The sequence below is a fragment of the Thermostilla marina genome (assembly GCF_054657455.1).
Map to the genome: position 1 here is coordinate 2,679,716 of NZ_BAAHYR010000001.1, position 25,335 is coordinate 2,705,050.

Sequence of the window (25,335 nt, forward strand, 5' to 3'; positions counted from 1 at the left end):
CGCCGCTCAAAAGCCGAAGCGGCCTTTGTCGGATGCATCGCTCAGGCGACCGGATTCCTTCGGCGCCCCCCATTTCAACCAGTCGGGCCACCAATCCGGACAGTGGGTGTACGTGTGCGGAACACCCGGCAGGGGCACTTTCAGAACGTCGCAGCGTGCACCGAACAAGAAGTTGATCAAGTAGTAACCGATGGCCAGGCCGACGATACCGCCGAGCACGATCTTGATCAGTTCTCCCCAAATCGGTTTTTCCTTGCGTACGCGTGTTCGTGCGACGGACACGCCGTTCGAGGAGTCCTCCTCTTCGCCGGTGTCGATTTGAATTGCCGGTGAAGCGGATGTGCCGTCGTCCGGTGCCGAAATGCCGGGAAACTCCTCCGAGATAGAAGCCCACATGTCGCTCACTTGAGTTTCGGCGGGCGCTTCTTCATCCAGCGATACCTTCCCCTCGCGGATGAAATGGAGACTCAATGTCAATGCTCGCGCGATCGTCTCGCCGATCGGTTCGTCGTCGCCATCGGGAATCAATTCCGCAAGCGAGACCGGTTCATCGTCGGCGGAAAGGTGAACCTTCAGAATCTCGATATCGCCCAATTTCGGTGAGGTTTCTCCAACCGGCGCCGCCTCGCCTTCGGCGTGTTCTTCGACTTCTCCCTCGGCAGATTCGCCCTCTTTATCTTCATCTTCGAACGATTCGGATTCTGCCGCTTCGGCCTCAGGTTCGGTCTTCGGTTCGGAACCCTCGTCGCGCTCCGGTGAATCGTCGGACGCCTCGGCATCTTCTGCGACATCTTCGTCGGTCGCGCAGGTCGAGGCTTCACCCTCATCTTGTGAGCTTTCTTCGTCCTCGGCTTCTGTGGTCGACTCCTTCGGTTCGACGAGTGAGTCTTCATCCGGCAACGCGTCGGCTACGTCCTCATCCTCATGAGCAGCTACGTTCTCATCGTCTTCCGAGGGAGATTGAGTTTCTTTCACGACGGCATAATCGTCCGACTCCGGAATGCCGTCCAAGCCGTCTTCCGACAGTGCAAAGATTCCGTCGTCGGTTTCGGACGGACTGCTTTCGTCACCGACGGCCGGTTCGAGGTTGTCGAGTTCGTCGTTGCCGTGGTTCTTCTTGGATTCGTCGAATGGCGTTGTCATTGTTGGTAACCTTTGCCCTCGCCGAAGGGACCGATCGGCAAAGGGATGCCGTTCGGAATCAAGTCCGCACGCATCGTGCCGATCTCTTCTCTGTCACCGTGTGGCATGTCGAAAGTCCGGGCCGCAATTGCTGCGCCCGAGGAATCTAGTTTATCATCATCGGTCGAGGTCGTGCCAGCTTTGTCACCGCCGAAGGGCGGAGCTATCGCCGACGAGGAGTTCTACGATGTCGCGTACGCTCGACGTGGCGTTTTCTCAGATGCTCGACGAACTTTCGCCCGCCTCTCCCGAATATGCCGTGGATGCGGTGGAGAACCTGTTCCACTTGGCGTCGGAATTCGGCGCGAGCGATCTGCATCTCAATCCGTCGGCCGCCGGGCTCGAGGTGCGGATGCGCATCGACGGAGTGCTTCACCGTGTTGGCAGTTTTCCGGCCGAAGTTCGTTCCAAGATCATCGGCCGTTTCAAGGTGCTGGCGCGGCTGTTGACCTATCGCAGCGACATTCCGCAGGAGGGACGCTATCAACACCGGGAAGATGAACCTGCGGTGCGGGTCAGTACGTTCCCGTCTTTGTACGGCGAACGGTTGGTCGTGCGTTTTTTTGGACGCACGCACCAATATCAATTCTTGGACGAATTGGGCCTGCCGTCGGAAATTGCCGCTACCTTGCGAGTCTTGGTTCAGGAAACCGCCGGGTTGATCCTGATTACCGGACCGGCCGGAAGTGGAAAGACGACGACCGCATATGCGTGTCTCCGCGAAATTCTGCGATCCCAAGAGACGATCCGGAATGTCGTAACCCTCGAAGACCCTGTCGAGGTGACCGTCCCCGGGGCCATTCAATCGCAGGTCGATGCCCGCGTGGGATTGGACTTGACGACCGGTTTGCGTTACCTGATGCGGCACGATCCGGAAGTCATTTTCTTGGGAGAGATCCGCGACCATCAAACGGCCGAGGCCGCGATTCAAGCGAGTTTCACGGGGCACCTCCTGATCAGTACGTTTCATGCGGGCAGCGCAACGGAGGCCTTGGGACGCCTACTGGAGATGGAAATCGAACCGTATCTTCTGCGGGGCACGATCCTCGGCATCGTATCGCAACGACTCGTCAGGCGCCTGTGTGAGTGTGCCGAATGGACCGAAGACGAGGCAGATCGCTTCGGGTTGCCCGTCGCACGGTATCGACGCCCCGTAGGGTGCTCGAAATGTGCCGGTTCGGGATTTACCGATCGGGCTGCCATCGCCGAGTTTCTCGGACCGGGAGACGCCTCGATGGCCGACGTCATCCTCGAACGGGCCGATGCCCGGACACTCCACCGGCGAGCCGTCGAGGCGGGAATGATTCCGTTGTTGGACTGCGCCGTTCGCTTGGTCGAAGAAGGAACGACTTCGCCGAGCGAAGTGCGTCGAGTTCTGGGCATCGGGCGAGCCGGCACAGGAGCATAACAAAGCCCCCGGATGCTTTTTCCACGGCAAATCTTGTGACCCCACATGCGATGTGCTATATAGAGTTCCGGTGTTCTGCGTAATACCACGTCCGGGAGCATTCCGCATGCCGGAGACACCGTCTCTTCCGAGACCTTCGCTCCACGAGCTTGTCGTCGTTACCGAAGAGTTGGCTCGCTTGGCCGAGCAGGGGCTTTCGCTCGAGATGGGCCTCGACTGGCTTTCCGAGGAAGGTGCGCGCAAGCTCCGGGACTTCTCGGCGGTTCTCAAGGAACATCTCGACAAGGGAGAGCCGCTCGATTCCGCCCTTACAAAAACCGCGGAATTGCCCGAACCTTATCTGGAAATCGTTCGCTTGGGCGTTGCGGGGAATCAGCCCGGCGAGGTATTGAGAGTTCTTCTTTGGACGCTTCGGGGGGCGGCTTCGCTGCGAAATCTGCTGGCGGCGACCGTCGTCTATCCGCTATTCGTCTGTTTTGTGTCTTTGGGAGTCTTCCTTGGGTATTGTCGTTGGGGGGCTCCGGCGATCGGTACGATTGCCGCAGATCTCGGCATCTCGCCGATTTCGAGCATGATTCTGGCGGCGTGTACGGCTTGCGGTCGCTATTGGGTAGCGGCCGCGATCGTGGGCTACGGCGTGTTGGCAGCGGTAACGGTGGGTGTTGTGCTCGGGGTTCGCTCGGTCGGTCGCGTATCGAATGTCAAACGGCTGCCTGCCGTATTGCTGTTTCCCGGGGTGTATCACGTTTGTCGCATCCAACAGGCGGTCACGGGTGCGCGGTTGTGGGCGATTTGTCTGAAACAAGGTCTCCCGCCCGCCGAGGCGTTGCGAAGCGTTGCTGCTTTGGTGCCTGCCGACGACGCTTGGCGTGAAAAGCTTCGCCGATCGGCAGATGCGGTTAAGGCCGGAACGTGCGACGTTGTTCAATTTCCGGGCGTTCCCGGAGCCATTGCCGTCGAGCCTCAAGACGATCCATCCACCCTCGTCGATCGCCTGAACGATCATGCCGCACGCTGGCAACGGGTAGCTGAATCGCGACTGGCTGTCTTGCGATCGATGTTGCCGTTGCAAGTCGGTTGGATTGCAGTGGCCTTGGTGAGTGTCGTTTACGCCGTTTATTGGATTCCCTACCTGCAATTACTGTTTCATTTGATGTTTGAAGCGAACACGATCTGAACGAGAATCCCGTTCCCCGCGGAAAGATCCACTCAGGCATGTCGGCAATCAAGATATTTCACGATCGTGAGCTGCCGGTGTTCGGCGACGTCGACGTCTCGACCGATGCGGCCGTTGCCCTGTTGGAGGAGATGGAAGATGAATTGCTCGACCGTCGCGTGCAGCGTTGCACGCGTAGGCTGCGAAGGCTGTGGCGTTCGGGCAGAACCGTGAAGTCGACGGTCTCGCGGCGAAGTCGTTCCGGAAGGTTGGCGGCAGTCGTCTTGTTCGTTCTCGAAAAAGGATATTCGAGAGAGCTCGTCCGTCAGTTCCTATTGTCCGAAGAACAGCGGCTACTGTTTTCCGACCGCATGCGTGCTTTCTTGACCTATCCCTTTTGGTTGCTGGTCGTCGTCTTGCTCGCAGCGGGGTTCGGCAATGCCTTGCAATCTTCGTATTTTGCCGACACGAGGGCCACGTGGAAAGATGTTTTGCAGACGGAAGAGCAACAGGGGGCACTGTTCGATGCCGTGCCGGTCGGAGTTGTTCTCGTAGCCGGCGTTGTTGCCGTGCTTGCGCCGTTTGCCGTTTGGCCGCGAAAGGCGTTCGATTCCGACATCGCCGAATCGTGTCCTGTGTTGGGATACGACATAACCCTGGCGAACGATGCTGCTGTGTGCCGACTGCTCGGAGCGGTCGTTCGGTGCGGCGGCGACATTATCGATGCTTGTCGTCTGGCCTCGGTTGCAGCCCCCACTGCGGTACGACGCGAGATCTTTCAGGCGTGGTATGATGCTGCAAAGCGGGGCGTCGCTCCGGTCGATGTACTGCGAGAATTTCCGATTTTCACCGAGGGGGTTCAAAACGGTTTGCGGTTTGCCGTAGCCGACGGAAAGATGGTCGACGGTTTCGAAATGGCGGTTGCCCAGCTCGAAGAACGCGTTCAAGCTGATCGTAGACATTTCGCGTTACTCATCGTGTGGCTGTTGTGTCTCGGCGCGGTGGTGTTGTTGATATTGGAAACCCTCGCGATACAAATGCTCTCGATTTTCAGTCTGCTGCAAATGCTCGGGGGGTAAAAAGGAGAATAGCAATGTATTCGAGTGTCTGCTGCGAACGTGTTTCCAAGCGGAGCGATCATGTGGTTCGGTAACGGCAAATTCGATGTGATCCTCGGCGGGTACTCCGGCGTCGCTCTGATCGCGTTTGCGCTGATCATTGCCGGCCTGTTGTGGCGACGGTCACGGCAGTCTCGCCGTGTTGATCCTGCCGCTTGGATTGCCGTGGCGGCCGGGAGCATTGCGATTGCCGGTCTTCTTGCCCGGCACGGAGTTCTGTTCGGCCTGATCGTTCCCGGTGCCGTGTTGGTGGGATGTGCCTATTCGGAATATGTGGTGTATCGACGAAGCGCGACCGCCGCGGCGTTGGCCGCTGCGCTGGAATACGGTATTCCCGCAGCAACGATCTTGGAAGGCCTGTATAAGGATCGCGTTTTGGACAAGAAGGCGCAGGACGCTCTTGCGTCGTTGCAGACGGGAGCGAGCTTGTCGTCGGCGCTCGACGCGTCGCGATTGGGATCGGCAGATTTTCGATTCGCTGTGGCCGTCGGTGAACAATTCGGCTGCGTATCGCAGGTGTTGCGCATGTGGTCGGCCGGCGAGCGAGCTCGAAAACACATTTTCGCGGCCTGGATTAGCCGAGGATTGTATTTGTTGTGGCTCTCCATGTTCGTCCTCGCTGGAGTTGGCCTAGTGGTTCGTAATTCTTACTTTTTCGATCAAATCGCCGATGAGTTCGGCATACAACTACGGTGGAACGGCGAGCTGGTAAAGTGGGCTGTGCCTGGAGCGGCCACTCTGCCGCTGCTTGCCGTCGCCTTCTTTCCCTTGACGGCGTTTTCATGGACACGACTTTACGGGGCGTTGAAAGGCTTGCCGGTGCAACATCGAGCGCGGGTGAGTATTCTATTGGCGTTGTGGGCAGCCGTGCATTCGGGGCGAGGGTTGGCTGAAGCGCTCGGCGTGCTCGCCCAAAGGGGAACGACCATCGCCGTGCGTCGCCGTGCCGAAGAGGCACTTCGTTTGCTGCAAACGGGAGAGAACTGGATCGATGCCATGCGCCGCACGCGACTGCTTTCGGAAGCCGATGCGCGTGCGTTACGTTCGGTGTCGGACGACCGAATATTGACGGCGGTTCTAGAACGACTGTCGGACGGACATATGAATCAGGATGTCGCGAAAGTCGAAGCCCGCATGGGAATCGTGTTTCCAGTCACGGTGTGCTTGTGTGCCGTACCGGTCGGAATGGCAGCAATTTCGCTCATCATGTTCCTCATCGATCTCGTGAACCGACTTGTGTGACCATGCCTAAGCGATACGGAAATGGACGGTCCCGAGTATTACGATCGGGCAGCTTGCTGGTCGAGAGTGTGGTGGCAATCGTGCTGCTGACGGTCGTGATCGGTATCGCCGCCCGATGGGCGAAAATTGAGTCCGCGAAGAACGAAGCGAGCTACCGTCACGTCGCCGCCGAGGAGGTGTTGCGCAACGCGGCTGCTCGCTTGCGGACGATTCCGGTTTCGCAGTTGCAAGCATCGGATTGGAAAGACCGTATCGGCCTGGAAGAGCTCCTCCGTCAAGCGGAGTCGGCGTTACCCGGTGGGATGGTGGACGTGTCGATCATCCACGAAGAGGCATCAATCGACACGTTGCGATTCGATATCGTCGTGAGCTGGCAATCGCGGTTGGGAGTCGAGAACCGCAAGGAACTCGCGGTTTCGGGGTGGCGTTTTGCCCCCCGGGGGGGCGTTCGAGGAGAGGCGAATCAGTGAAACGTCGAGGGTACACGATCATCGAGGCACTTGTCGCCGGATCGGTCGGCATCGTCGTCGCAGCGGCTTCGGCAACGTTGTTGTTTTACACGATTCGCCGACAAGCCGAGTTTACGGCGTGTTCGTTCGCCTTGCATCAAGTTGCCCGCCTGACCGAATCGATTCGTGAAGATGCGGCACTCGCCGAGCATGTACATGTTCCCGACGCCGCAGATCGGAACGAAGACAATATTGCCCTATTGATCGTATTGAATTCGATGGATAGGAAGATTCGGTACGAATCGACCGGTTCGGTGATTCGTCGAATCGAAACGGCGGCGGAAGGATCGCAGCGGTACGAGGTCTTCGACGTGAAAGGCCTCTGGACGTGCCGATTCGAAACAGAACCTTTTCAGAGATCGCAGATCGTACGTGCAACCGTGACCCCGACAAAGGGGATCTCCGGCGGCATTCCGCCGCGAGGCCGCATCGTCGTTGAGGAGGTGATACGGGCGAACCCTATCGATCGCGGTGCGCAGGAGCTGGATCGGTGACAAAAAAGCCGTGCCGACATACATGTGAGGCGATTTCAGTAATCGCGCGGGGGCGTCGCCGCCGTCCACGACAAGCATTTTCATTGCTCGCGGTGATCGCGGCTGCGACTTTGATCGGTGTACTCTTGGCGATTTCCGTGCGTCAGACGGCTTCGACGCTTCGTGAAATCCGCGTCGAAGCGGCGCGGATCGAGGCCGAGATCTTGAGAGACTCGGCATTCGAACTTGCCGCGGCAAAGTTACAGGCCGACCCGGACTACGCGGGCGAAACCTGGCAGCCGACGTTGCCGGAACACCGGCAAGATGAAACCGCCGTCGTCGTGGTGAGTGTTCATCGCGCAGAAACGCCGTCACGGCCGCCGTCCGTGCAGGTCACCGTACATCTCAAACGGGGAAACCGGGAAATCGCATTGCTGAAGGACCGGCGAGTCCTTGCTTCGCCGTCGGCAATGGAGGGTGTGCGATGAGCACGCGGAGACCGCGCCTACGAACAGGGTGGACGCTCCTCGAACTGAGTACGACCGTTGCCGCTATTGGTTTGCTCATCGCGATGCTTCTTTCAGCGGTTGCAGCGAGCCGCGAGACGGCGCGAAAAACGCAGTGCACGAACAACCTGGTCCAAATCGGTATTGCTGCGGCGTTGTATGTGGATTCGTTCGGCAGTTTGCCTTCGGGGGTACTCAACGAAACAGGCCCTATCCGCAGCGTTCCCCAGGGATATCACGTGAGCTGGACGATCTTGTTGTTGCCGTATTTAGAGCTTGATGATCTTGTCGATGTCATCGACCGCTCAGGCGGAGTCTACGCCCGATCGAATTGGTTTCTCGTAAGAGATATCCGCTGGCTGGACGCCTACAGGTGCCCTAGTGGGGGAACAGGGAGGGAATCATCATACGCAGGATGTTATGACGACCGGGAAGTACCGATCGACGACAAGGGGCATGGAGTGCTGTTTCGTAACAGCCATATCCGCTACGACGAGATCGCCGACGGTTTGTCGCACACGATTTTGATCGGCGAAAAAAGGGTCAGTTTGTTCGGCGATTTGGGATGGCCTTCGGGGACACGGGCCACTTTACGGAACAGCAGCAGCTCGAATGAGCCAACCGACGTTACGTTTGCGAGGAATGCAGGGCACTATGTGACCACCGATACGCCGGATTGGCAAGATCGCTTGATCGACCAGTTGCCGCAAGACTTCCAATTGCCCGAGGACCCGGCGCTGTATGTCGGCGGGTTCAGCAGTGACCATACAAAGGGAATCAATTTCCTCATGTGCGATGGAAGTGTGCGCAGTGTCGACAGATGCGTCGACCCGATTGCGTTTCGCACGATGGGACACCGGTCCGACGGTGCACCGCTCGAGACACCTGGAATTTCGGTTTCTCCGTGAGCCGACAATTCACGCGAGTCGCTGTCGCCGAAGAACGTTTAGCGAGGAACCGATGATGCGTAAGGGATTCACTCTTGTCGAGTTGTTGGTGGTCATCGCGATTATGGGCATATTGATGGCCATGATGATTCCCGCCGTGCAAATGTCGCGTGAGACGGCGCGGCGTTTTACATGTATGGAAAATCTACACCGTATCGGCCTAGGGTTGCAGCAGTACCAATCGTCGCAATGGTCTTTTCCACCGGGGGTGATCGACGAGCAGGATCCCGTTCGTAGCGTGCCGGAAGGCAAGCATCTAGGATGGACTGTTCACTTGTTGCCGTACTTGGATCACAAGGTCATCTACGACCACGTGGACGGCGAGAGCGTCTATTCGGAAGCGAACGCCCGAATTCGTTCGATCACAATCCCCGAGTTTCGATGTCCTTCAAGCGGCGCGGCCATGGTGAACGAGGTCAAACCGTCCAGCTACGCGGCCTGCTGCGGATCAAAGGAGACACCGATCGGGTCTTTCGCCGACGGTGTATTTTTCCTGAATAGTGCCGTGTCGGATGATGACATCCCCGATGGGCTCGGATGCACCCTGTTGGTTTCCGAGAAGCTTATCGATCCGGATGATCTGGGGTGGATGTCGGGAACCCGGGCGACACTGCGAAACACATCATATCCCCCCGATCCGCGAAAATACGAGAACCCCAAAAATCGAGTTCCCGGTTACCGGGATCCGAGCGAAGCCTCCACGTCGCCGTGGGAAGAAGGAAGCGACGATTTCGAAGTAGTCATCGGAGCGAGCTCGGAACCTTCGGAGGGCGAGAAAAAGCAGGTCAAAAGTTCCGAGCCGGCTACTCCGTCCCCGAAGCCGACCGCCGATCCATTGTATGTCGGCGGTTTCGCGTCGGATCACATCGACCTTGTGGAATCGCTGATGGCCGACGGCGGTGTCCGAACAATTTCGGTCATGATTGATCGCGACGTTTTCCGCCGCCTCGGCAGCCGCAACGACGGTGAGTTGCTGAATCCGGCAGCATTTTGACGATTGAGGCAACGACCGTGGACAGCACCGAAGAACACACAAACACCCCGCGAACCGGTACGTCGTTTTCGCCGCCCTCGACGACCTTTCAAGCCCGCTTTGTTTCCAGGCAGCCGCACTTTCGCTGGTCGGTTCGTTCTTTTCTATTCGCAATGGTGGTCGTTGCGTCGATCGCGTCCCTGGGGGTGCCGAAAACGTCCCCGGCTCCGTCGCAGGTGATCGGCGTGATTCTCGCCGCCGTCGTGTGTGTCGTTGTGTTCATGCTTCACGGTGCGAGCCTCTTGATGGCCGGAATCCTTGGTTATGCAGCCACGGTCTTGGGGGGCTGGATGGTCCTCGCGCCTCCGATGGAAGCGGGGACATACCGTATTGTGATCGCCGTTGTCATCGTAGCGACGGCCTTGGTCTTGCGACGACTGGATCGTCCGGACATTCTCACCGACGTCGATCCGTTTCGTTCGTCAGCGGCCGAGTCGGGGGAGAGCGACACCGAGGAGAATACTTCACCGGATTGATCCCGTCGTGGTCGGCAATTTTTCCGGTCGTAGGACTTGTACCGAAGGGGCGGCCGATGTGTTCTGCCAGACCGGCCGAGACTGCCGGGGCATTGCTGGCGAGCACGTCGGAGCATGAGTATACTCGATTTAGTCAACCTGTCTTGCCCTGGTCGGGCGTTTTGCCCATATTCCAGTCGCACAGCTTTCGGCTATCACAACGGCCGTTCACGTCGCAACTGAAAGAGGAGACTTGATTGTGTCGAACCCGACGGGTGATCAATTCGATCTCGGCAATTTCGAACTGCCCGGTGGGACTGCACCGCAGGAACCGGTAATTCCGGAGTCGCCGCAACCGGCGGTCGACGGCGACATCGGACATGGGGCGGTCGACGAGTCTCCGACAAAGGGGAAGAAGAAAAAGAAGAAAGCCAAGAAGCCCAAGAAGCAGAAAACGCCGGGCGAAAAGGGCCCGAGTCAGTGGACACCCTATACCGTGATGCTCGGGTTGGCCTTGCTGGCGATTGTGATTGCTATTTGTTTCCTGGCGTTGGAGCTTTCCCGTTACGGGTGGGACACCTCGGCTGAGAACGTCGGCTATCTGCCGGCTACCGTCCGCGCGATCTATCACGCGCTGCCGACAATCAGTGCCGCTGCCTGACCCGCGGGCACCCAGTTGACGACCAACAACCGCTTCTTCTCCAACGGTCGTGATTCGCCGAAGACGACGTCGAGGTTCAGGGCCTGGTCCGGCTCGTCGCCGTGCAGCGTGGGGGGCAATGCGCCCATTTCGAGGCAGGCGATGGCGAAGGCAACTCCCATCGCTCCCTGCCCTGCCCCAACGATGCCGTAATAGCTACTCGGCGCCGTGACGGGAACGCCGGGAACAACCTCGGCCAGCGCAGCAGCTTCGATGCTGTCGTCGGATTGAGTGGCCCAACCGTGAGCGATCACACCGCCCAGGTCTTCGCTTTTGAGCCCCGCCTGTTCGAGTGCGGTACCAATTGCGCGAACCAAGGCAGTTCTGGGGCCGCCGGCTCGGGGCCCGCTGAAGGCGGAACCGTACCCCAGTAGCTCGGCGATCGGTTCGACACCTCTCGCTTCGGCCGACTGTTCAGTCTCCAAGAGACATGAGACGGCCGCTTCGCCGCGGACTTCGCCGTTGCGATTTTGTGTGAACGGACGCGGCGTGTTGCTTTCGTCCGTTGATAATCGCCCCATCACGCAATGGCGGACCCAATCGTACGGCGATACTTGCGATCCCGCCCCGCCAGTGACGATTAAATCGGCGAGCCCGCGTTGCAAGACGCCTGCCGCTTCGGCAACGGCCAGCGTCGAAGAGACTTCGGTGTGGTGGATCGTGTTATTCGGCCCGCGGGCATCCAGCGTGATCGAAATATGGGACCCGATCATGTTGGGCAAAACCTTGAGAAAGCTGAGCGGAAAAGTTGCCGCAAAGCCGTCGGTCGCCCATCGTTCGAAATGAAAATGTCCGTTTTCTATGCAAGCGCGGTACGGCGGCTCACTATCTTCCAGCGGTCCACAGATACGATCGGCGCCGAACACGACACCGACTCGCTCGGGAGGAATGCAGCCCGGCGTGAATTTGCCGTGCTCGGCTGCGAAACGCGCCGAAGCGACGCCGAGCTGGGCATCACGTGCCATCACCTTGAGTTGCTTCCGGGCTTTCGTCATCTTCTTCGCGTCGAAGTCCTTGACTTCGGCCGCGGCACGTACCGGAAGTCCTGATGCGTCGAATAGCGTAATCGGCCCGATTCCGGATCGCTTCTCTTCGAGCGTCGCGCGCACGGCATCCCACCCGATACCGATCGGGGACACCGGACCGACGCCCGTGAAGAACACTCGTGGTTGCCTCATTCGGTTGCTTTCAGCTCCGGTGAGTTGCCGGGAAGAAATTCGATCACTACGCTCGGTTCGTGATGCCGCACTCCCTTGTTGCATTCGGCGAATCGTACGCCGAGAGTGAATCGGAATCTCTTCCCCATTCCGATTCTTCCTCACGAGCCTTCGTCAAAACAGCTGCCACCCTCCCATTTTATCCATTTTCCTAGGCAGGGGTACGGGGGAGTATCCAAGCCTCGAGGGGCACCACGCCCCAGGGCAGAAGACTTGCCGATGTTGTTTGATTCGGCGAAACGCTTCAACTACAGTGCAGCAACGACAAACACGATGCTCGGTTTTCAGGAGCTTGGCCATGCGGAAACGTACACCTCTTTGCTCGCTTGTGGGTTGTTCCGTTTTCTTCCTTCTTTTGTTTGCAGGACCGATCCTTGCGGAACAACAGGCCCCGAGTCGACCGACGCGGCCGAGAGAAAATGCGGCGGCACGTGCCGAATCGCTGCGGGCGATCTGCCGCTTGCTCGACATCGGCGAGGGAGCAACGATTGCCGACATCGGTGCCGGACGCGGAATCGACACGTGGGTGTTTGCCGAAATCGTCGGCAAAGACGGCAGGGTTTTCTCGGAGGAGATCAGCGAAGACTTGGTAGCCGGGCTCCGATCCCAAGCCGCCGAACGCGGATACTCCCAAGTCGAGCCTGTCTTGGGCACCGTCGAATCACCCTGTTTGCCCCAATCGTCGGTTGATCTGGCGTATATGCACCAGGTCTATCACCACATCACCAAACCGCACGAGATGCTCCAGGCCATTTGGAAGTCGCTCAAGCCGGGCGGCTATTTTGTCGTCGTCGATCGGCGACGCGGAACACTTCAGGACTGGGTTCCGCGTGAAGAGAGAGGCCGCAAACATTATTGGATTGCAGAAACGACCGTCGTTCGCGAGGCGCGTGAAGCGGGGTTTCAATTCGTTCGTTGTGCCGAAGAGTGCTGGCCGGGAGTACCCGAGCAATTCGTGCTCGTATTTCGCAAACCGCTCGAAGGGGGAACGGTTGGAGTCGATCCTGATCCGCGGAAACCGTTGGATTTGGAAAGATTGGCCAATGCCTTGATGGGGCATCGGCAGCCTCTCGAGTGTATTGCCGTGATCGCGTTGGGCGAGGCGCGAGAGGTGCTACCGGACCTGGTGCAAGACGGAAAGCCGAAAGTCGTCGATATTGTGCTCGAAGAATGGGCTACCCGCAAAGACGAACGTCCGCCGGTGCCCGACGGCATCGAGGTTCAGTCGGTCATGACCGAAAACGGTCGCGTCGAACTTGCCGAGGATTCGCTCGATGCGGTTTTCTTTCTCGACAGCTATTGCCTGCTGTTTCACGAGCAAGAATTGCTCGCGTGTTTGAAATCGGCGCTGAAGCCGAACGGCCGCATCTACGTGATGGATCGCCGCGGTAAATTCACGGAGCATCGTCTGGCCGCCCATCATCGTGCGATATCGCCGGAACTTGTTCGGAAAGAGATGAACTCTGCCGGATTCCAGGAGATCGCATCGCCTGAACCGCCTGCGGAGGATCGATTCTTGTTGGTGTTTCGACGTTCGGATCGGAACGCCGCTTTGGAGGAATAGCCAATGGCACGAACCACAATCTTGAGGTGGATGCTCATCGTTGCGGCCAATTTAGGTATTGTTTTCGCGGGACGCTGGGCGTCGTGTGAACAAACAGAAACCGTAGACGTGCCGAGTTTTCGGATCGATGGCGACACATGCGTCCTATTGCATGGCGGTGATCCGGTGCTCGAATTCGCGCTATCCAGCCGCGTCCCCGATGGGCGTCCAGCCGAATCGGTATCGGTAGGACGTTTGGGGCGCGGTAGAGGCGTGCGCGTCACCGGGGAGCATGGAGACGAGACGCTCGTAGCGAAGATCGATGGATTTCCGTTTCTTGTCGTGTTGCGGACGTTGAAAAATCCGGGCGAAAAGGTACGCGTGATTGCCAAAGAAACTCTGCTAAAAGGGCGTGCGTGCGGCAGTTGGTGTGCCGGAGGAACGGTCACCATGAGTACCGCCGGGTTGATTGATCCGGAAGACTCTCCTGCGGGCTACGCTTTCATGACGATTGCCGATCCGAAATCACGCCGAGGAATGGTGATCGGGTGGCTGACGCACGAGCGAGGCTCAGGGATTGTTTCGGCGGCAGGACGGAATAATGTTCCTGAATGCACAGCCCATATCGACTACGGCGATCTTCGGATCCCTCCCAAAAGTGAGACGGAAACGGAGATTCTGTTAGTGGGCTTCTTCGATGACGTGCGCCTGGGGCTGGAACAATATGCCGAGGCGATTGCGCAATACGATGACATTCATTTGCCGCCGCCGCCCACCGTGTACTGCACGTGGTATCACGCTCGGGCTTCAAACGAGAAGGATATTGTCCGCAATGCAGAATTCGCTCGCGAAAAGCTGGCTCCGTACGGCTTTCAGGTCATGCAGATCGACGACGGATGGCAGGCCGGTGAGAGCAAGAACGGACCGCGTAAGAACTTTTCAACGCACCGGCCGGACGGGCCGTTCCCCTCAGGAATGAAACACACGGCCGATGCCGTCAAAGCCCGCGGCTTGCTACCGGGGATCTGGTTCATGCCGTTTTCGGGTACGTGGAACGATCCGTATTGGCAGGACAAGCTGCACTTGTTCTATCGCGAGGGGCGATCGCCGTACAATCACATCGCGCAGACGAACGGCGGAACACGACCCGATTTTCCGCCCGGAGAAGCGCCCTTCGTTGCGCGCTGGGGCGGCACATGCCTCGATATGACGAATCCCGAGGCGCAAGAATACTTACGATCAATCGTCGCCCGCATTGCCGGCGAATGGGGATACCGTTACTTCAAGATGGACGGCTTGTGGACGGGCACCGGAACGCGATTGCAGTACGTCAATTCGGCGTACCAGGACGACGATTTGGGGTTGACCAAGCGCCACAATCCCGCGATGACACCCATTGAGGCGTACCGAAAGGGCCTGGCGATCGTCCGCGAGACGGCCGGAGATGACGTGTTCTTACTCGGATGTTGCGCGCCGCAGAATATGCGGTCGTTCGGGCCGGCGTTCGGGATGGTCGATGCCATGCGGGTCGGCCCGGACAACGGCGCGAATCCGAAGGGACTGATTCGCGGTCCCCTCTTTTCGACGCGGGTTTTCTTCTTGAACAAACGCGTATGGTACAACGATCCCGATCCGGTCTACGTGCGTCCGAGTTTTCCCAAAGAGATGGCCGAAACGTCTGTGTCATGGACGGCCCTTACAGGTTCGTTGCATTCCAGCAGCTATCAATACGACCAACTGCCGCCGGATCGCCTGCGAATGCTCACTCGGTCGATGCCCTCTCAGCCGCTGAAGACGGTTCGCCCGGTCGACTACCTGGAGAATGATCCGGCCCGATTATGGTTACTGTGCGATAACCGCGGGGAGCGGCCGCGATACGTATTAGGGGTGTTCAATTGGGATATCGAATCGGCACAACACATTGCATATCCGATTTCGCGCATCGGCTTGCCTGCTGATGAACGGTATGTCGCGTATGACTTCTGGCGGGATCGCGTCGTGGAGTTGGACGGCGATGAGGTATCGGTCGATCTTCCGCCCGGTGGATGTGCTATCTTGGCGATCCGCAGAGAAACCGACTACCCGCAGGTCCTCAGTACGTCCCGGCACGTGACGCAAGGCGTTATCGATCTTCGTGATGAACATTGGGACACCGAACATGCGGTGCTGTCGGGTGTCTCCGACGTTCCAATCGGCGATCCGTACGAAATCCGAATCGTGCTGCCTTCGAACGAAGATTTCAACCAAGCGGAATTCCGCTGCACAAATGCAACCGAGATCGAAATGCGTCGCGACGACCGTTTGCTGCGAATTCGGTGGACTCCGCTGCGGGAGGAACCATGTCGTTGGCAAGTTTCGTGGAAGCGCGATTGAACAACCGTCGTATCGCCGCAACCGGGTGTTTCCGGAAAAAAGCGACCGGCGGCTCAATCGCGAGTCGATGAACCGCCGGTAGAAGTTTAGCTACGACGTATTCTCACCACGCTTTCGTGATACCCGGGACGGCGCAGGGGTAGAGGCCGTCCGGCCCCGGTTTGGGTTGCGGCTCGGCATCCCAGGTGTACCCCGAGGGCGACAAATCCAGTTCAGATTGGACCACGTCATCCCAAGTGACAATTTTTCCCGAGTACGTAGCCATGCGACCCATGATGGCCATGATCGTGGCCGGTAGTCGCGTGTCGACCTCGTTGTACTTTTCGCCGGCGCTGAGAGCGGCCAGCATGTGGTCCCACTCGAGCTGATGGCCGTCCGGTCCACGATCCCATTTTTGCGATTCTTGACCGTCGATAACCAGCTCGGCTTGGCCGTGACCTTGGACGCTCGCGTATCCCTTCGTTCCGTGGGCGTGTTCCGAGAAGCTGTTCCAGCAATTGGGCGTGTGCCTGCAATAGCTATAGGCCTTTGTGCCGTCGGGGTACGTAAACTCGACGGCATGATGATCGAATATCTCTCCATAGTCGGGACCGATGCGGAACTGACGACCGCCCATGCCTTGCGCCTCGATCGGGTGCTGGTCTTGCATGAACCAATTGCACACATCGAGGTCGTGTACGTGCTGTTCGACAATGTGATCGCCGCTGAGCCATGTGAAGTAGTACCAGTTCATGACCTGGTATTCCATTTCAGTTTGCCCTTCACGGCGAGGACGCACCCACACTCCGGCCGAATTGAAATACGCCCGCAGGAATTTCAATTTGCCGATCGCGCCGTCGTGTACACGCTTCATGATTTCGATGTGCTTCACCTCGTGGCGCAAATGGTGCCCCACGGCCACGATCAATCCCTTCGCCTTGGCTTGTTCGTTGGCAGCCTGAATTCGGCGGATTCCCGGGCCGTCGACGGCGAGCGGTTTTTCGGTGAAGATGTGTTTGCCGGCGGCTACCGCGGCCTCGAATTGCTGAGGGCGAAAACCGGGCGGCGTGCACAAGAGGACGATATCGGCATCGGTCGCCATCACCTCTTTGTAGGCTTCGAGTCCCACGAATTGTCGTTCGGGCGGGACATCGACGAGGTCCGGGTGGCGTGTGCCGATGGCCTTCAAGCTCGCTTCCAAGCGCGAGGAGAACGCATCGGCCATGGCGATCAGCTTCAGCTTCACGCCCGCGGCGTTATTGAGGGCGTTGATGGCGGCACCGGTCCCGCGTCCTCCGCAACCGATTAGCGCGATTTTGAGTTCGTCGGATCCCGCCGCATGGGAAGCTCGTGCGAGAGACACCGTTCCCGCAACGGCCGCACCGGCTGCGGTGGTCTTCAGAAAATCCCGTCGATTCGCTGTCCTGTGTTTCATGACGACTCTCCGTGGGGGATTCAATACAGTGGCGGGATACGGCTTCGGGGGGACGGACAACGCCCTAAGTGTGATCCGCTTAGAAAGCCTTGTCAATCAATGGAAGGCGAGGGTTCACGCGTTACTTGCTAAAAGGTAGGACGGCTTGTGGACCTCGCGATTCCCGGCTACGACGCCAGTTCCCGGGCAGCCCGAGCAATCACGAAATTTTCGCGACTGCGAATGACGAGAATTCTCGGAGTCGCACCGGCTTCGCACCGCGTGATGTCTGCATCGGGGCGGCACGAGGCGTTTCGATCGGGATCCAAGGTAATTCCGAGGCATTCGAGGCCGCGGCAGACGTCCGCTCGCAAGCCGACCGCGTTTTCTCCGATGCGACCGGTGAACACCAAGGCCTCGAGTCCTCCCAATTGGACGGCCAACGCGCCGATTGCCGCACGCACGCGCGAAGCGTACATATCGAGGGCGAGCTTCGCCCGCGCATTCCCTTCGGCGGCAGCCGTTTCGACGGCCCGAAAGTCACCCGAGACGCCGGAAACACCTAGTAATCCGGACTCTCGATGCAACGTCTTTTCCAGTTGTTCCGGAGTCATTCCGCGGTTGAGGAGGACGTGCGTCAGAACTCCGGGATCGACCGACCCGCACCGCGTTCCCATCATCAGGCCTTCGAGCGGGGTATAGCCCATCGTATTGGCAACGGCGCGGCCGCGATCGACCGCCGTTGCCGACGCCCCCTGCCCCAAATGGACAGAAATGACTCGCAAGTCGGAGGGATTCCGCTCGAGCATTTGGGCGGCACGTTCCAACGCCCACGCATGACTCGTGCCGTGATAGCCCCAGCGGCGAATGCCCCATTCTTCGTACCATCGGTACGGCAAGGGGTACAGGTACTCGGTGGGGGGCAGATCGCCGTAGAATGCCGTGTCGAACACACCGACCTGAACGGCATCGGGAAAGGCAGCTTCGGCGGCTTCGACCGCAGAAAGCCCGGCGGGAATATGCAGCGGTGCCAGGTTCGTGTGGCGGACGATCTCTTCTCGCACGTCTGCGTCGAGCACGACCGGACAGCGATAACGTTCCCCGCCGACGATCAACCGATGACCGACTGCCGCCACCTGCTCATCGCTGCCCAGCAATCCGGCTTGCCGCATCATGACGAACGATTCGGCAACGGCCTCGCGGTAGCCGGTGATTTCCAATTCGCGCCGAATACGTTCTTCTCCGGCGGTGGTCCAAACGATCAAGACCTTGCCTTCCTTCGCCGTAAAGTCGACCAAACCGCCCGCCTGCTCTTCCAGAGAATCCCAGTCGAAGATCGCGACCTTTACGCTGCTCGAGCCGGCGTTCAATACGAGAATTTTCATTGCCGTTTCAACCTCCGGCGAAGCACTCCAGCGACCTCCGGGACGTCGTAGAGCGACACCTCAGCCCGCCGAATCGTGCTCGGGTCGCTGCAACCCAAGTTCGCGAAATAGAAACTCGACATCGGCTTGCAACGATTCGATCTGTCGCGACTGGCAAGCGATCCGTTCCTCGAGTTCGCTGAGGCGGGAATCCTTCACGCTTGCAGGAGGCGAGGGACGTTCGACACCTGCGGAAACGGTGGTATCGGCGCTGTATTTTGCTTCGAGACGTTTCATGTCTTCTTCGGAATACAGCAGGTCCGTTACGAGTTTTGCTCGCCCCGTCGAGCGCAAATAACGCACCAACCCCTTGTCGATCAAACCGTCGACAATCTGCCCCATCTCTTCGAGGCTGGCTATCTTATCCATTCGCGATACCCGACTTCGAAGTTCGCCGAGCGTTTGCGGACCGCGCAGCAACAACTCGGCGATGACGGAGAGTTCCACCTTGGTTACACCGAGCCACTCGTACAAATAATGGCGATACTTTTCGACGCGACCGGCTCCTTGAACAATCCCCACGGCTCCGGCGGCGGCCAGACTTTCCAGGGCGGAAAGCGCCGTTTCTTCATCCAACTGCATAATCGGATCGCGATTGCTCTTTTGGTTGCACGCTGTGACGACGGCGTTGAGCGTGAGCGGATAATTTGCCGGAGTCGTTTTCGCCTTTTCGATCAAAACACCGGCAACGCGCCGCTCCACTTTCGACAATGGTCGCCATTGAACCGGGGACGATTCCGAGCTGTCATCCGGGTGAGTCGAATCCGAAAACATCTTGGTTTTCCTCCGGAGAAGCGATCACTTTTTCTTCAACGGTTTCAGCGGCGCTTTCGACAAGACGAATTTCACTCGCCCCGTCCGCCCGCCGAATTCGACGGTGGCCTTGCGATTGGCACCGTTTCCACTGAGAGCGACGATTCGGCCTACGCCATGTTTGGGGTGGCATACGACCATTCCCTGGGTGAAGGCGTCAGGCCCGGACACGGCCCTCGAGTTGCCCGCCATTTCAGCACCGGTTCGGAACGCCGTGGGCGAGGCTTGGGGTTTGTCGTTGATCGGGCGACGCGAGGGAACTCGCTCGGAACCGGCCCCCGGAATACTCGAATCGTTCCCCAGAACCATGGGAACGTCGTCATCCTGCTCGACGATGATCTCGTCGCGGGGCAGCTCCATCAAGAATGCGCTGGGTACGGTCAAACGTCGCTGGCCGCGAAAATCGCGATACGCGGCACGGGACAAGTACAGTTCCTCTTGAGCCCGCGTGATCCCGACGAACAAAAGACGTCGTTCTTCTTCAAGTTGGTCCGGATTGTCCCGGCTGCGCTCATGAGGCAATAGCCCCTGTTCCAGGGCGACCAGAAAAACGACCGGAAATTCCAGCCCCTTCGATGCATGCAACGTCATCAATGTGACGCGGTTGTTCGTGTCTTCGAAATTGTCGGTATCGTTGACGAGGCTTACCTCTTCGAGAAACGCGTCGAGGCCGTCTTCCGGCGGATGATTCTCATCGAATTGTCGGGCTACCGTCAGCAGCTCTTCGATGTTTTCGCAACGCTGGAGGTCTTCCTCGCTGGTCGAGTTTTCAAACTGCGCCTTGTAGCCCGATTCGCTGAGAACCAGGCCCATGAGCTCTTCCATCGGGGCCGTCGCGTGGCACGCCAAACGATCCATCATGTCGACGAATTGCTTGACGGCGGCAGCCGAACGTTTCGTAATGCCGTTGACCTCGTCGATTCGCCTTGCGGCCTCGAACAGCGACAGACCGTGCACCGACGCAAACCCGTCCAAATGCCGCAACGTCGTGGCCCCGATTCCCCGCGGCGGATTGTTGATGACGCGCAAGAAAGCCACGTTGTCGCGAGAGTTGTTCAAGAGTTGCAGATAGGCGATGACGTCTTTGACTTCCTTGCGTTGGAAGAATGCGACGCCGTTGACGACCTGATACGGGATTCCCTGTTGTTGAAGCGCCGTCTCGAATGCACGCGACAGCGCGTTGACGCGATAGAAGATGGCAAAATCGGCTGGACGACGGCGATTCTCTCGCACGGCCGAAGCAATGCGACGCGCAATGTCGCGGGCTTCGGCGTCCTGGTCCACGTACGTCCGCAGCCGGACCGGCGGTCCTTCGTCGTTGTGTGTGTACAGTTCTTTCTGCTTGCGCCGCACGTTGTGACGAATGAGAGCATCGGCCACGCGCAAAATGCGTTTCGTGCTGCGGTAGTTTCGTTCGAGGCGGACGACCTTGACCTTGGGATAGTCGCGTTCGAAATCGAGGATATTTTGCAAGTTGGCCCCGCGCCAACCGTAGATCGATTGGTCGGGATCGCCCGTTACGGCCAGGTTCGGATGATCGATCGACAACGCCCTGGCAATAGCATATTGGACGAGGTTCGTGTCTTGGTATTCGTCGACCATCACGAACTGGTACCGTTCGTCCAGCTCTTTGCGGATCTCGGGCTCTTTCTTGAGGATGGTCGCGAGATGGAACAGCAGATCGTCGAAATCGACGGCATTCGATTGCAAAAGCTGCCGTTGATAAAGGCCGTATACGGTTTTAACGATATCTCCCAGTTCGCTTCCTCGCCGTGGCTCAAAAGCTTCGGGACTTATGAGGCGACTCTTGGCCCAACTAATGGCATTGGCGACCTGGTCGGGCGTGTGTTGTCCCAAGTCCAATTTTGCCCGCCCCAACACGGTGCGCAACGCTCGCAGGCTTTGATCCTTGTCGTAAATGGTGTAATTCGGTTCCAGTCCGACGACCTGGGCGTAGCGCCTCAGCATTTGGGCCGCAAAGCGATGGAACGTGCCGACCCACACGCGACTTCCGGGAACGAGGGCGGCCACCCGCTCCTTCATCTCTTGGGCCGCCTTGTTTGTGAAGGTCAGGGCCAAGATTCGACGGTCCGAAATGCCCTCGCACAATAGGTTCGCGATCCGGTGGGTTACCACGCGGGTTTTTCCACTTCCCGGACCGGCCAAGATGAGCAACGGCCCCTCGACATGCGTCACCGCTTCTCGCTGGGCTTCGGTCAATCCTTCCAACAGCCGACTACGATCCATGAGCCTTCCTTGTCGAATATTCCACCGGAAAGCCGCCGAACGACGCCTTTCCGTGCCGTTTCCGACGAATTAGGCCGCACTAGGAGAATTCGGCGACGTGCTGCGCCGCCGGAGAGCATGCGGCCCCGAGTATTTGGCCCATGGTACCGGCAATCGAAGGAGTGCCGCAAGAGGCCGGAATCAGTGGTAATCGGCCCCCTCGGCGCTGCGCCGACAAGATTCCTGCCACTCAGCGAGCGTTTCTCTCATGCGGGCGACGATCTCGGGATACTTCGCAGCCACGTTCGTCGTCTCGCTTGGGTCGTTCGCCAAATCGTAGAGTTCCCATTCCGAGAACGGGCACGTACCGTTGTCCGACCGCGGCCGCTTCTTCGAGAGATTGTGAACGAGTTTGAAGCGATTGTCGGTCAAGCTGACCTGTGTTCCGTATTGGAATGCGATGGGACGCGGACGTTCCGTCATCTTGCCTTCGATCAGCGGCATCAGGTTCACGCCGTCGTACGGACGGTCCTGCGGCATTTCCAGCCCGACGGCGGCGAGAATCGTGGGGAAATAATCACTGGTCACGCACGGGACGTCGACGACTCGGGGGTTTCGGACCTTCTCCGGCCATACCAGCAGTCCCGGCACGCGCACGCCACCTTCGTACAGGGAACGTTTCCGGCCGCGAAAAGGTCCTGCCGTCCCCTGTGAGCGACCGGACGGCCCCGGGTTGCCTTCGGGACCGTTGTCGGAGCAAAACCACAGCATCGTGTCATCCGCGACCCCCAACTCTTCGAGCTTGTTGCGCAGCCGGCCGATCTGCTCGTCCATGGCCGTGACGACAGCGTAGTAGTGCTGCTCGTTTTCGGAACGATCTTTATACATCGCCCGGTATTCGGGGCCGCCGACGACCGGCTGATGGGGAGCGTGAAACCAAATTACGGCAAAAAACGGTGTTTTTTCGCCCGCCGCCCTTTCGATAAAGGGCAGTGCTCGATCCATGATGATTTTCGAGTCGCAACCGGTTAGTGGCCCTTCGACGTTCTTACCGTTGTGCCAGTATAAAGCGCGCGGGTCCCACGGCATCGATTTCGAAAGATGTGAGTTTTCGGGAGCGTAGGGATCCCACGTGGCAACGGCAAATTCGGTACTGAACCACTCGTCGAAACCGTTCATGCCCGGCGTCGAATAGTGGAGTTCGGGATGGCGCCCGGGCCCTTTGCCCGAATAGTCCGGCGACAATGTTCCCAAGTGCCATTTTCCGAAATGCCCGGTTGCGTAGCCCTTTGCTTTGAGGACTTCGGCCAGGCAGATTTCTTCGGCCTTCAGGTGTCCGGCGTTGGCCGTCGGTATGCCGTATCGGTAGGGATGCCTTCCCGTCAAACACGATCCGCGCGTCGGACTGCACACCGCTGAGCCTGCATAGAACCGGTCGAAGCGAAGCCCCTCTCGGCTCATTTGGTCCAGGTTCGGTGTTTTGATTACGGGGTGACCGTTGTAGCCGGTATCCCCCCACCCCAGATCGTCGGCCATCATCAGGATGATGTTCGGGCGTTCCCCCGAGCTACCTCGCCGTGCACAAATTAAGACGGCCAAACAGAACACGGCTACGACAGCCCGTACAAAGAGTCGCCGCTGCGCAATTCGATTCATGACAACACCCGTGGTATTTGCAGGGTCGAGCCTTTGCTCTCGCTCGAGCGAAAAAATTCGACGCGAGCAAGTGCGGAGCAGGGAATCGCTTCCGTCATGCATATACTAATTGCTCGGCGGGAGCCTTGTGCACAGTCTTTCCAGAGAATGTGTAATTGTGGGGGATAGGAAATGAAAAATGTGTGGTTCTGGTGCGCGCTTGCCGCCTTGTCGATGCTTGGTCAGCCGGGCTTCGCAGCAGGCGGTTCCTCGCGTGGGAATTCGGATCGCCCGAATGTGGTGTTCATCATTGCCGACGACATGAACAGCTATCCCTTTGACGGCGATTTTCCCATATTGCGAACCCCCGGTCTCGATAAACTCGCCCGGCAAGGTATTACGTTCTGCAAGGCTTATTGCGCGGCTCCCGTTTGCGTGGCATCGCGGGCGGCCGTCTTCAGCGGACGTTATCCTCACCATACCGGAGCGTATCTCAACGGCAGTGATCCTTGGACGAAATCCGCTTTTGGGAATATCGAGTCGCTGCCGGAAGTTTTCCGCGCGTCGGGTTATACGACCTTCGGACGCGGCAAGCTGACCCATGCCCCGGTGACGCCCGAGCGAAAGAAGGCGATGTGGGACAATGATCCGTTCGGAGGCGGTTTCGGTCCGTTTCCCGACGAAGCGCACCAGATCGCCGGTAAGTTTTGGGGGACCCAAGCGTTCGATGACGATTCGGTGTTTCCGGACGTCGTCAACACCGATGCTGCCGTCGATTTTCTTCGCAAAGACCACGGCAAACCGTTCTTCCTGGCCCTGGGCCTATGGCGGCCGCATACGCCTTTTACCGCCCCCCGCCGTTTCTTCGAGATGTGTCCCATCGAGGAAGTATCGGTACCCGTCCCCGGATGGCGACAGGGTGATTTGGCCGATGTCCCCGAACTCGGCAGGCAATTGGCATCTGTGTGGGGCCGACGCTGGGAAGTAAGCGGGCGTGAGACGCCGGAAACCTGGCGCACGCTACTCCGCGGATACCTGGCATGCACGATGTTCGCCGACTGGAACATCGGCCGGCTCGTCGAAGCGCTGGACGATAGTTCGTATCGCAACAACACGATCGTGATCTTCTGGTCCGACAACGGCTATCATTGCGGCGAAAAAAACCACTGGGAAAAAAACACCCTCTGGGAACAAAGCGCCCGGACGCCGATGATTGTGCGGCTCCCCGACCACGCCCATGCCGGATCGGTTTGCACTGCGCCGGTCGGTTCCATCGACTTGTTTGTAACGTTGGTCGAGTATTGTCGGTTGCGGCTACCAAAGCAGCCGTTGGACGGGCACAGCCTGCTGCCGCTCTTGGAAGATCCGAACACCGCGTGGCCGCATCCGGCGATAACGACATACGGCGAAGGGTACTTCTCCATTACCGACGGGCGGTGGCGATATATTCGCTACCCCGACGGGACGGAAGAACTCTACGACCACCGCAACGATCCCCACGAGTTTCGAAATTTAGCCCCCTCTCCGGATGTGCGGTCGATCGAAGAGCGGTTCCGGCGTTATCTTCCCAAAACGTGGCAACCGACTCTGGGCGGTCGATTCGGGTGACCGTCGAAAATTGAGCACGGATGCCTCGCTTCGGGACACCGCGGCGACTCGGCGCTTGCGCCTAAATCATGGTCTTTCGAGTGGTTGCGCAAATGACGAGAGGGGGCTTTTCAGGCCGAGGTGGGAATGCTAATATGGCAAATGTAACGACTGATGGATGCCCTCCCGTGAGGGCCAATCGGTCGAAGCGCACCCCTAGCTCAATTGGATAGAGCATCGGTCTACGGAACCGAAGGTTGCAGGTTCGAGCCCTGCGGGGTGTGCTGTTTTTTTGCGCTTACCCTCCGGAGTTCGGAAGTCATTGCTGCGTCTTGTCGGGGACGAAAACATCTCTTTCATCGACATCGGGATCTTTTCTTTCCCGTGCCGATGTG

22 protein-coding genes and 1 tRNA gene are annotated in these 25,335 nt (G+C 58.6%); 15 read left to right on the forward strand and 8 right to left on the reverse strand.

The genetic code is table 11. The features are described 5' to 3' along the window. Positions 1–6: 6 nt before the first annotated feature. Complete coding sequence (locus tag ACYQ2I_RS09780) at positions 7–1,143, reverse strand: hypothetical protein (RefSeq protein WP_460166826.1); 1,137 nt, start codon at positions 1,141–1,143, stop codon at positions 7–9. Between the two features lie 226 nt (positions 1,144–1,369). On the opposite strand from ACYQ2I_RS09780, the gene ACYQ2I_RS09785 reads away from it, so the two are divergent. The 11 genes from ACYQ2I_RS09785 (at position 1,370) to ACYQ2I_RS09835 (ending at position 10,690) form a co-directional block, all read left to right on the forward strand. After that, complete coding sequence (locus ACYQ2I_RS09785; RefSeq protein WP_460166827.1) at positions 1,370–2,590, forward strand: GspE/PulE family protein; 1,221 nt, start codon at positions 1,370–1,372, stop codon at positions 2,588–2,590. A gap of 106 nt (positions 2,591–2,696) precedes the next feature. Next, the gene (locus ACYQ2I_RS09790; protein WP_460166828.1) at positions 2,697–3,767 is read left to right on the forward strand and encodes a type II secretion system F family protein; all 1,071 of its coding nucleotides are present in this window, start codon (positions 2,697–2,699) and stop codon (positions 3,765–3,767) included. Between the two features lie 38 nt (positions 3,768–3,805). Then, entirely contained in the window at positions 3,806–4,825 is a 1,020-nt protein-coding gene (locus ACYQ2I_RS09795; RefSeq protein ID WP_460166829.1) for a hypothetical protein, read from the forward strand. A 60-nt stretch (positions 4,826–4,885) separates the two neighbouring features. Then, entirely contained in the window at positions 4,886–6,106 is a 1,221-nt protein-coding gene (locus ACYQ2I_RS09800) for a hypothetical protein (RefSeq protein ID WP_460166830.1), read from the forward strand. Positions 6,107–6,159: 53 nt separating this feature from the next. Then, positions 6,160–6,576 carry a hypothetical protein gene (locus ACYQ2I_RS09805; protein WP_460166831.1) on the forward strand — a complete coding sequence of 139 codons (417 nt, stop codon included), beginning with the start codon at positions 6,160–6,162 and terminating at the stop codon, positions 6,574–6,576. Then, positions 6,573–7,109 (forward strand): type II secretion system protein, encoded by a 537-nt coding sequence (locus tag ACYQ2I_RS09810; protein WP_460166832.1) that lies wholly within the window; start codon positions 6,573–6,575, stop codon positions 7,107–7,109. The genes ACYQ2I_RS09805 and ACYQ2I_RS09810 overlap by 4 nt, the downstream gene beginning before the upstream one ends. An 83-nt stretch (positions 7,110–7,192) precedes the next feature. After that, positions 7,193–7,576 (forward strand): hypothetical protein, encoded by a 384-nt coding sequence (locus ACYQ2I_RS09815; protein WP_460166833.1) that lies wholly within the window; start codon positions 7,193–7,195, stop codon positions 7,574–7,576. Further along, on the forward strand, positions 7,573–8,502 hold the full coding sequence (locus ACYQ2I_RS09820) for a DUF1559 family PulG-like putative transporter (protein WP_460166834.1): 930 nt from the start codon (positions 7,573–7,575) through the stop codon (positions 8,500–8,502). The genes ACYQ2I_RS09815 and ACYQ2I_RS09820 overlap by 4 nt, the downstream gene beginning before the upstream one ends. Before the next feature lie 52 nt (positions 8,503–8,554). After that, the gene (locus ACYQ2I_RS09825; protein ID WP_460166835.1) at positions 8,555–9,535 is read left to right on the forward strand and encodes a DUF1559 family PulG-like putative transporter; all 981 of its coding nucleotides are present in this window, start codon (positions 8,555–8,557) and stop codon (positions 9,533–9,535) included. Positions 9,536–9,552: 17 nt separating this feature from the next. After that, positions 9,553–10,050, forward strand: a complete 498-nt coding sequence (locus ACYQ2I_RS09830; protein ID WP_460166836.1) for a hypothetical protein — start codon at positions 9,553–9,555, stop codon at positions 10,048–10,050. 238 nt (positions 10,051–10,288) lie between these two features. Further along, positions 10,289–10,690 (forward strand): hypothetical protein, encoded by a 402-nt coding sequence (locus ACYQ2I_RS09835; RefSeq protein ID WP_460166837.1) that lies wholly within the window; start codon positions 10,289–10,291, stop codon positions 10,688–10,690. Here ACYQ2I_RS09835 and ACYQ2I_RS09840 read toward each other — a convergent pair. Then, a complete protein-coding gene (locus tag ACYQ2I_RS09840) occupies positions 10,657–11,907 on the reverse strand; it encodes a beta-ketoacyl-[acyl-carrier-protein] synthase family protein (RefSeq protein ID WP_460166838.1) in 1,251 nt (416 codons plus the stop codon). The genes ACYQ2I_RS09835 and ACYQ2I_RS09840 overlap by 34 nt on opposite strands. Continuing rightward, the gene (locus tag ACYQ2I_RS09845; RefSeq protein ID WP_460166839.1) at positions 11,904–12,035 is read right to left on the reverse strand and encodes a hypothetical protein; all 132 of its coding nucleotides are present in this window, start codon (positions 12,033–12,035) and stop codon (positions 11,904–11,906) included. The genes ACYQ2I_RS09840 and ACYQ2I_RS09845 overlap by 4 nt, the downstream gene beginning before the upstream one ends. Before the next feature lie 209 nt (positions 12,036–12,244). On the opposite strand from ACYQ2I_RS09845, the gene ACYQ2I_RS09850 reads away from it, so the two are divergent. Both ACYQ2I_RS09850 and ACYQ2I_RS09855 read left to right on the forward strand, forming a co-directional pair. Further along, the gene (locus tag ACYQ2I_RS09850) at positions 12,245–13,510 is read left to right on the forward strand and encodes a class I SAM-dependent methyltransferase (RefSeq protein WP_460166840.1); all 1,266 of its coding nucleotides are present in this window, start codon (positions 12,245–12,247) and stop codon (positions 13,508–13,510) included. A 3-nt stretch (positions 13,511–13,513) separates the two neighbouring features. Then, a complete protein-coding gene (locus tag ACYQ2I_RS09855) occupies positions 13,514–15,862 on the forward strand; it encodes an alpha-galactosidase (protein ID WP_460166841.1) in 2,349 nt (782 codons plus the stop codon). 103 nt (positions 15,863–15,965) lie between these two features. Here the strand turns inward: ACYQ2I_RS09855 and ACYQ2I_RS09860 are convergent, their stop codons facing one another. From ACYQ2I_RS09860 to ACYQ2I_RS09880, 5 genes are all read right to left on the reverse strand, one after another. Then, on the reverse strand, positions 15,966–17,276 hold the full coding sequence (locus tag ACYQ2I_RS09860; RefSeq protein WP_460166842.1) for a Gfo/Idh/MocA family protein: 1,311 nt from the start codon (positions 17,274–17,276) through the stop codon (positions 15,966–15,968). Positions 17,277–17,443: 167 nt separating this feature from the next. Continuing rightward, on the reverse strand, positions 17,444–18,640 hold the full coding sequence (locus ACYQ2I_RS09865; RefSeq protein WP_460166843.1) for an acetate/propionate family kinase: 1,197 nt from the start codon (positions 18,638–18,640) through the stop codon (positions 17,444–17,446). 60 nt (positions 18,641–18,700) lie between these two features. Further along, positions 18,701–19,453 carry a YceH family protein gene (locus ACYQ2I_RS09870; RefSeq protein ID WP_460166844.1) on the reverse strand — a complete coding sequence of 251 codons (753 nt, stop codon included), beginning with the start codon at positions 19,451–19,453 and terminating at the stop codon, positions 18,701–18,703. A 24-nt stretch (positions 19,454–19,477) separates the two neighbouring features. Then, positions 19,478–21,739, reverse strand: a complete 2,262-nt coding sequence (locus ACYQ2I_RS09875) for an ATP-dependent helicase (RefSeq protein WP_460166845.1) — start codon at positions 21,737–21,739, stop codon at positions 19,478–19,480. Positions 21,740–21,919: 180 nt separating this feature from the next. Continuing rightward, complete coding sequence (locus tag ACYQ2I_RS09880; RefSeq protein ID WP_460166846.1) at positions 21,920–23,374, reverse strand: sulfatase family protein; 1,455 nt, start codon at positions 23,372–23,374, stop codon at positions 21,920–21,922. Between the two features lie 171 nt (positions 23,375–23,545). On the opposite strand from ACYQ2I_RS09880, the gene ACYQ2I_RS09885 reads away from it, so the two are divergent. Then, on the forward strand, positions 23,546–24,961 hold the full coding sequence (locus tag ACYQ2I_RS09885; RefSeq protein ID WP_460166847.1) for a sulfatase: 1,416 nt from the start codon (positions 23,546–23,548) through the stop codon (positions 24,959–24,961). Between the two features lie 189 nt (positions 24,962–25,150). Continuing rightward, positions 25,151–25,224, forward strand: a tRNA-Arg gene (locus ACYQ2I_RS09890). Positions 25,225–25,335: the final 111 nt, after the last annotated feature.